The sequence below is a fragment of the Vibrio sp. genome, from assembly GCF_050299255.1.
In the GTDB taxonomy this organism is placed as follows: domain Bacteria; phylum Pseudomonadota; class Gammaproteobacteria; order Enterobacterales; family Vibrionaceae; genus Vibrio.
In genome coordinates this window covers 1-8,204 of record NZ_JBNKVP010000107.1, presented here as the reverse complement: position 1 = coordinate 8,204, position 8,204 = coordinate 1, and the positions used below count along the sequence as shown (strand labels likewise).

The 8,204-nt window shown below is 49.6% G+C and carries 6 protein-coding genes; 4 read left to right on the top strand and 2 right to left on the bottom strand.

Annotated features, from left to right (window positions below; all coding sequences use genetic code 11):
- The 3 genes from ACQY6F_RS17380 to nhaA all read left to right on the top strand — a co-directional run.
- Positions 1-1,865: FtsX-like permease family protein (locus ACQY6F_RS17380; RefSeq protein WP_428776235.1), on the top strand; the 1,865-nt coding region annotated here is incomplete at its 5' end.
- Positions 1,866-2,984, top strand: a complete 1,119-nt coding sequence (locus ACQY6F_RS17375) for a lipocalin-like domain-containing protein (RefSeq protein WP_428776233.1) — start codon at positions 1,866-1,868, stop codon at positions 2,982-2,984. It abuts the gene before it with no gap.
- A 314-nt stretch (positions 2,985-3,298) separates the two neighbouring features.
- The gene (nhaA, locus tag ACQY6F_RS17370; RefSeq protein ID WP_428776232.1) at positions 3,299-4,465 is read left to right on the top strand and encodes a Na+/H+ antiporter NhaA; all 1,167 of its coding nucleotides are present in this window, start codon (positions 3,299-3,301) and stop codon (positions 4,463-4,465) included.
- Positions 4,466-4,538: 73 nt separating this feature from the next.
- Here the strand turns inward: nhaA and ACQY6F_RS17365 are convergent, their stop codons facing one another.
- Both ACQY6F_RS17365 and ACQY6F_RS17360 read right to left on the bottom strand, forming a co-directional pair.
- Positions 4,539-5,183 (bottom strand): OmpA family protein, encoded by a 645-nt coding sequence (locus ACQY6F_RS17365; RefSeq protein ID WP_428776230.1) that lies wholly within the window; start codon positions 5,181-5,183, stop codon positions 4,539-4,541.
- Positions 5,159-6,472, bottom strand: coding sequence for a TolC family outer membrane protein (locus ACQY6F_RS17360; RefSeq protein WP_428776229.1), 1,314 nt, complete (start codon positions 6,470-6,472; stop codon positions 5,159-5,161). Before ACQY6F_RS17360 ends, ACQY6F_RS17365 begins: the two co-directional genes overlap by 25 nt.
- A gap of 292 nt (positions 6,473-6,764) precedes the next feature.
- Here ACQY6F_RS17360 and ACQY6F_RS17355 point away from each other — a divergent pair.
- A partial coding sequence (locus tag ACQY6F_RS17355) for a VCBS domain-containing protein (protein ID WP_428776228.1) occupies positions 6,765-8,204 on the top strand: 1,440 nt, incomplete at its 3' end.

The following is an 8,204-nucleotide window of genomic DNA, read 5'->3' as shown; positions in this document are numbered from 1 at the left end:
CGGTTATCGCGTGTGCCGAAATGCCAGCAGAGAAACTGGAACAGCTAAGCAAACGCCTTCCTAATGGGCTCAGCCTGAATCGGAACTCGAAAATCGAACTGCAATCGCTGACACAGGCTTTTCACGTCAACCTGACCGCGATGGGGATGTTGGCATTTCTGGTGGGCGTGTTTATTTTCTATCAGGCGATGTCGTTATCACTGACTCAGAGGCAGCCGTTGGTCGGCACCTTGCGTCAGACCGGAGTGTCCGGCTGGCAACTCGCCAGCGCGTTATTGTTGGAACTGCTGCTGTTTGTGTTGATCAGCTGGGGTTGCGGTAACCTGTTTGGCATGGTTTTAGCCAACCAGTTGATTCCGGCTGTTTCGGCCAGCTTAGCCGATCTCTATGATGCCAATGTGGGCTTAACGGTCTCCTGGAACTGGCACTCTGCCCTCTACAGTCTCTATATGACCTTGCTTGGTGCCTGCCTGGCGTGCGCCTGGCCGCTGGTTCGTTTGCTGCGTGCCCAGCCTGTGCGGTTAACGACCCGGTTATCTCTGGTACGTTTTGCCGGCCGTGAGTTTACTATTCAGGCGCTGCTGGCCTGTGCGTTCGCGGTGGCTGCCATCGCGATCTATCAGATACCTCAAACTCAGGAAACAGGCTATGCCATTATTGTCCTGATGCTGACCAGCGTAGCCCTGCTAACGCCTTTCATACTCTGGAAAGTATTCAACGCGCTGTCATTCTGGCTCAAGTGGGTAAAACTGCGGTGGTTCTTCGCCGACGCGGCTGCCAGTATGAGCTACCGTGGGGTGGCGACCATGGCCTTTATGTTGGCCCTGGCGGCTAACATTGGGGTTGAAACTATGGTGGGTAGCTTCCGTGATACCACTGAGCGGTGGTTATCCCAGCGCTTAGCTGCCGACCTGTACCTATTCCCTATGCATTCCACCTCTGATCGAGTCAAGCACTGGCTATCGGACCAACCCGAGGTGCAATCCGTATGGTGGCGTCTGGAGACAGAAGTTTCGACTGAGCAGGGGACAGTACAGGTGGTCAGTAGCGGTGACTCTGAGGATGAAATGGACGCACTGACGATTAAGCTGGGTGTACCGAATTACTGGTTTCAGCTACATCAGAACAATGGCGTGCTCATTTCTGAATCGATGGCGCTCAAGCACAATATTCGTCCGGGGGATAAGTTCAAGCTGGCGGGGCTGATGGGCGACGATTGGCAAGTCGTCGGTGTCTATTATGATTATGGTAACCCGTACGATCAGATCATTATTTCGCATCAGAACTGGCGCAAAGTCTTCTCCGGATCCGGGGATGTGGCGCTGGCGGTCAAACTGGATGATCCGCAGCAGACCTCTAAAATTATGCGACGCTTAAAGAGCGATTTCCGACTCGACAGCAGCAGAGTGTTTGAAAATAAACACATTCATGATCAGGCGATGAAGGTGTTCGATCAAACCTTTGCCATCGCAGCCACACTCGGTAATCTGACCTTGTTTATCGCCGTATTTGGTATTTTCTTTGCGACCCTGGCCGGAGAAGTGTCGCGGCAGCGGCACATGTCGTTGCTCCGGTGCCTGGGAATAAGTGGCAGAGAATTAATTCTGATGGGCAGCAGCCAACTGTTCTTCTTTGGCGTGATTGCTTTTCTGATCGCGATGCCATTGGGGTTGGCACTGGCTTATCTGGTGGTGGACATTGTAATAAAACACTCCTTCGGCTGGACGATTTCGCTGCAGTTCATTCCGTTTGGTTATTTGCAGACCATCGCGCTGGCGATGTTGTCGCTGATTATCGCCGGAGCTCTGCCTGTAATGCGACTGTTACGCCTGACACCAATCAAGCTGCTGCGGAGTGCCGTCTAGATGAATCGCCGCTATCGCAATCTGCAGTCGTTGTTAATCGCCATCGTATTATTGATTGCGATATCAGCCGCCATTTTGTGGCTATGGTCGCCAAATTTGACTAAGCAGGAAACCGTTGACGATTTAAGTGGTGTTTTGCCCAATAAGCAGTCAGTGGTTTTTGCACCGGTTTCACCGGGCAAGCCCGTAGTTATTCCCGATGCGTTTCAAATTCAGCCTGAATACCAGTATGGTTTATGGAATTTTAATGCCAACGTTAATGGGGCAGATGGCAAGCCGTATACCATTCAATGGAGTTTCTGGCGTATAGGCCAACAGAATGTCGATCTGCCTGGCTGGCGGAGTCCACAGCTTTACTTGTCTTACCTGGTGGTGTCATCTCCGGTCGAAGCCTTTAAAGAACAACGGCTGGCCCGCGGCGGAATTGGCCAGGCCGGTATGAATAGCAAACCGTTTCGGCTGTTCATTGACAACTGGCAGTGGCGGGCAATGGGGTCGACTCCACTGCCGGGTAACCTGCGTGCCGCGACGGATGGATTTAGCGTTGATCTAAAAATGGTCAATACCGGACAGTACTCTCTACCGGGTGAAGAAGGGTATTTACCGCACCATGACTTATTCCCGATAGCCAGTTACGAAATCGCTGCACCTTTCATTCAAGTGAGTGGCGAGATACAGCTGGGGGCAAAAACAGTCACGGTAGAAGGCAAAGGCTGGTTAAGCAAAGAGTGGGGCAGTAGCATGTTCGAACCCTACAATTTTGGCTGGGACTGGTTCGTATTAAATCTCGCTGACGATAGTGTATTACAGCTCAGCCAGATTCGTTATCCCGGCCACCCCGCTTATGTCTATGCCAGTCAGATGCGCAAAGATGGGCAAGTTGTTAATTTGGAAGGAAGCAATATCGTTCTGGAGCCCATTCAATATGCCACTCAGTATAACGGCAGACGTATCCCTGTTGTGTGGCGATTGCGCATAGCTGAGTTAAACGTCGATGTAACTGTTCATGCGCAGAATATCAATATGTGGCTGCCTTTTGCTATCCCCTACTGGCAAGGAGGTGTCACAACAAAAGGCTCTCATTCAGTAAACGGATATATGCAGTTGCAGGGCTATTGATTAGTCCAATCTGCCTTTCAAATATATTTGTCAGGTCAATGTAACAAACTGATTTTATGCTGTATTTTTATTGATGGGCGTTATTTACTTTCAGTTACCTCACTCTACTCGACTATTCGTACTAGCCAAGTTTCCTATACTTTACTAAGCGTGCGTTTTTTATTGCGATATATACGTGTTGTTAGATTGTATTATTCGGATATTCCGAATTAATAACTCTAAACAAGCGATTTTTCCTGTAATTTTGTTACCTATACACTCGGGAATATTCGTATTACATCGTCTAAACCGATAATTTAATTAGGAACGATCTAATGAGTGATATTTTTCGCGATTTTTTTAAGATGGAGTCGGCGGGCGGGATCGTACTCGTGGTTGCTGCGGCGATCGCGATGACGATAGCGAACACTCCGCTCAATGAATTCTATCAAGCTGGATTGCACACCTATCTCTTTGGCATGTCGTTAAGCCACTGGATCAATGATGGCTTGATGGCAATTTTCTTCCTGTTGATAGGGCTTGAAGTTAAGCGTGAGTTGCTGGAAGGGGCGCTGAAATCCCGCGAAACGGCGATTTTCCCGGCCATTGCAGCCGTTGGTGGTATGTTGGCACCTGCGCTAATTTATGTCGCCTTTAATTTTGGCGATCCTGATGCCATTCAAGGCTGGGCGATCCCGGCGGCTACCGATATAGCTTTCGCACTTGGTATCATGGCTCTATTGGGAAATCGTGTGCCATCAAGCCTGAAAGTGTTCTTGTTGGCGCTGGCCATCATCGATGACCTGGGTGTGGTCGTCATCATCGCGCTGTTTTACAGTGGCGACCTATCTACTACGGCACTCACTGTCGGCTTCATCATGACCGGAGCGCTATTCTGGCTTAATTCCCGTCAGGAAACCCGGCTATTGCCTTATATGATCGTTGGCGCGATCTTATGGGTGGCCGTACTCAAATCTGGGGTGCACGCGACTCTGGCCGGGGTGGTCATAGGCTTTGCGATTCCACTGCAAGGCAAGCCCAACCAGTATTCACCGCTGAAAAAAATGGAGCATGCGCTGCATCCATACGTTGCCTTTGGTATTTTGCCTGTGTTTGCCTTTGCCAATGCTGGTATCTCCTTGGAAGGTATATCGGTCGATGGTCTGACATCGGTATTGCCTCTGGGCATCGCTCTGGGTCTGTTTCTCGGTAAGCCGCTGGGTATTTTCAGTTTCAGCTGGGTAGCCGTGAAAATGGGAGTCGCCAAGCTGCCAGAGGGGATAAACATGCGTCATATCTTTGCGGTGTCAGTACTGTGTGGTATCGGCTTTACCATGTCTATCTTTATTTCGTCACTGGCATTCGGAGCGGGCAACGCGTTGTTTGACACCTACGCCCGTTTGGGAATTCTGATGGGCTCAACTACAGCCGCTGTGGTGGGATACTGGATGCTAAGTCGTTCTCTACCCAAAAAAAGTGCTCAGTTAGTTTCTGACAAGTAATATTCTGGCGTTGATATCAGACAAGCAACGCCCTCAATTGAGGGCGTTTTGCTTGCTGAAGCTTTTAAAATGACTATTTTGGGATAGTGGTGAATATGGTCCACTCTTCGACCACTTTTTCTTTCAGCCCGACTACCGTGGCGGTCACGCGGCGATTGAGTGCGTGCGCGCGAGCGTCATCACCTTGCTCTTCAAGGTGAGTTTCACCATAACCCACTATCCTGACTCGCTTGGGAGCGATGTCGTAGGACAGCAGCTTGTTTTCCACCGCCTCTGCGCGTTTCTTGGACAGATCCAGATTGTACTCATTGGAGCCCACCTTACTGGCGTAACCCTGAATTTCTATCGAGGCGGATTGATATTTTTTCAGGAAGTCGGCCATATCCTGGATTTGGCTGGCAAATACTGGGTTGATTTCAAACGAGTCGTGCGAAAACAGAATCCTTAACTGGCGATCTTCTTCAGAACGGACAGTTTCTCCGCAGCCGTCATTATCCACCAGAGCACCTTCAGGCGTGTCAGGACAGATATCCCGGGCATTGACAACGCCATCTCCGTCATCATCCCTTAAATCCGCAACCTGATTTGCCGTAGGCGGATCCATGTATTCGTATTCCTCTTCCTGCGCGTTTGCTACGGTAGACATAACCAGTGCCAACGCGGTGTAGCTTAAGAAGTTGATAGTCTTCATCATCAATACTCCACTTTGTTGGTCCATTGCTGTGGTATGTCGACCATCAATGCGTCTAACAGTACCCCGGTGTTATTCATCACCCGATATTTGGCATATTGCTCTGCGTAGTGGGCATCCAAATAATCTTTGCGCGCTTCAAACAATTCATTTTCTGTGTTGAGCACATCCAGCAGTGTGCGCTGGCCAATCAGATACTGCTTACCATAGGCAATGACGGTTTCAGAAGCAGAGTCGACATGGTCTGCCAAAAAGTTTTTCTGTTGCAGCGTTAAATCCAACGCACTCCAGGAAAGACGAAGGCTCTCTTCAATTTCCCGGTAGGCGTTATCTCGAAGATCTTTGGCTTTGTTGAGTTGAAAGGCTGCTCGTTCAGACAAGTCACTGTCGGTACCGCCATTAAACAGGTTGTAGCGCAATCTCAGCATTGCCAGAGTTTCATCGCGTTTGCCCTTGTCGCCTGCGGCATCGTCTCGCCAGGACTGGCTGGCTTCAACAGAAATCGTCGGGTAAAAATTACCTTTTGATTGCTTGTATTGGAATCGGGCCGAATCAATATCCGCTTTGGCTACCTGAATAACTGGATGGCGGTCAAATGCCTGAACTAACGCGTCGGTTAACGAGAGTGGCAACTTAGTTTCATCGGCTCGCGGATATATAAGCCCCAGCGGCTCTTGTCCGACCAAGCGCCGAAACTGAGTATGGGCGTCGACCAGATTGTTCTGCGCCGCCAGCAAGTTACCGTGTGCCTTGGCGATACGCGCTTCGACCTGGGTTAAATCGGCAGTCGAGCCGATACCCGATTCAGTGCGGCGCTTAATGTCGCGATAGATGTCTTTATGTACTTTCAAGTTACTTTCGGACAGTGCCAACACTTCTTTAGCTTTGACTGCATCCAGATACACCTGAGTGACTTTAAGTGCCAAATCTGAGGCATCTGATAACAGTTGTAACCGAACTGATTCTGCATCGGCAGCGGTGCGGTCAATATTGTTCAGCGTGGCAGAACCGTCCCAGATCAACTGGGTCAAGCTGATGGCAGCTTCCTTACGGGTATAGTCGGTATCTTCCCGGAAGGTGGATTCCGGCGGACGGATACCCTCATAACCGATGCCTGCATCCAGATCTATGCTGGGTAAATAATCACCTTTTGCGGCATCCGCTTGTTTCAACGTACTGGAGTACTCATTAAACATGGCTTTGATTTCTGGGTTAGTAGCCAGAGTGATGGCGATCGATTGTTCCAGTGTTTGGCTATGCACATTCAAACTTGCCGCGATGGCAAAGCTTAAGGCAAGACTTTTCTTCCATTTCACAAGACATCTCCTTGTTTTGTGTAGGCCGAATTAGATTGACGCAGAGGGTGCGGGGTTTTGGAGAAAACCACGTTTCGATGTAATGCAAGCTTAGTTGAAACATTTGAAAAATGAGAAGTTAAGTCAAAAATAATTTTCCTATATATATTGACAACTTAAATGTTTTATTAGGATTTTTTTGTGATTATATGGCGCCCGGCATACGCAACGCTTAGCATTAAGGCAGGTAAAAAGGATAATCTGTCCCTTTCCTTTGGGGAGGGGGGCGTATTGCGTTAACAAGGAAAAAGTTATGAACACCGCAATTTTGTCGCCTTTTGTTTTGGCAGGCGCAACCATAGTTATAGATATTAACGGTCAGATTCGCCAACTGTTGCCAGGTGAACTTCCCGGGCCCGGGGAAGTCATTGTTACTATTGGTGAAGGAACCACAGCTGCGACAGACATTAAAGCGGTAATAGTTGGTCAGGACGGTACACCGGAGAACTTGCAGCTCGATGACGAAATCGCGCAGATTATTCAACAGATTGAGTTGGGCGCTGACCCGACTTTAAACGAAGATCAGGCAACCGCCGCAGGGCAAGCGGATGGATCCAGCCCAACCACGACTGGTGCTGTCAGTCGAACCGGTGCAGAGTCTCTCGCGTCAACCCACTTCGAAACCGAAGGACTTATGTCACAAGGTTTGTCTCAAACCCAGAGCCTGCAGCTTCTCGATATTATTGTTCAGAATGCGTCTGAACCCGTTTCAGATGAGAACAACGCGCCGCAAGGTGACGACGTGTATGTGGAAACACCGGAAGATACTCCGGTCAGCGGCGTTCTGATGGCCACCGATGCCGACGGCGATAGCCTCACATTCAGACAAACCAGTGAACCAAGTAATGGCTCTGCTACGGTCAACAGCGATGGAAGCTGGACGTACACGCCGAACGAGAACTACCACGGCAGCGACAGCTTTACCGTTGAGGTGTCGGACGGCCAGGGCGGCACTGATAGCCTGGTGGTGAACATCGGTGTCACGCCGATCGACGATATCCCAACTCTGACACCTGATACCGGTGAGGTTACTGAGGATACGGCGGCGATCCTAACCACTAACGGCACCTTAGCCCCGGGCATCGGTGGGGATGCAGGCGAAGACAAGTTCATTGCGGAGAATGGTCTGCAAGGGGATTACGGCACTTTAGACATTGATGCAGATGGTAACTGGGCCTATCAAGCGGATAACTCGCAGTCTGCAATTCAAGATTTGAATGTCAATGAAACTTTGACTGACCAATTTACCGTGACCAGTGCCGATGGTGTCACCACCACCACAGTGACTATTACGATTAATGGAGTCAATGAACTAGTCGGTGGAGACTCGCTGAGCCTGATTCTGGATGATGCAGATACACTGGGCAATTTAACTGATACCGATACCGGAGCGTTGCAATTTAGTGCCGGTGCAGCCGATATCATTAGCTTTGAGTTTGGTTCTACAGACGGCCTGATTGTGGAAGGATTAAAAGCAGGCGATTCCATCGCATGGAGAGTCGATGGTGTTAGTGGCGACTTAATAGGAAGTGTTGATAACGTCGATTTAATCCAGTTGTCTCTTGATGGAAATGCCATTCTAGCCGGGCAAAGCGGTTCGGTCACGATAACCGCCACACTACTTGACAACTTGCAACATGATCTGGGCGATGCCTCGGTTGATGTATCTAATATTGTCGTCAACGCGGTCGAC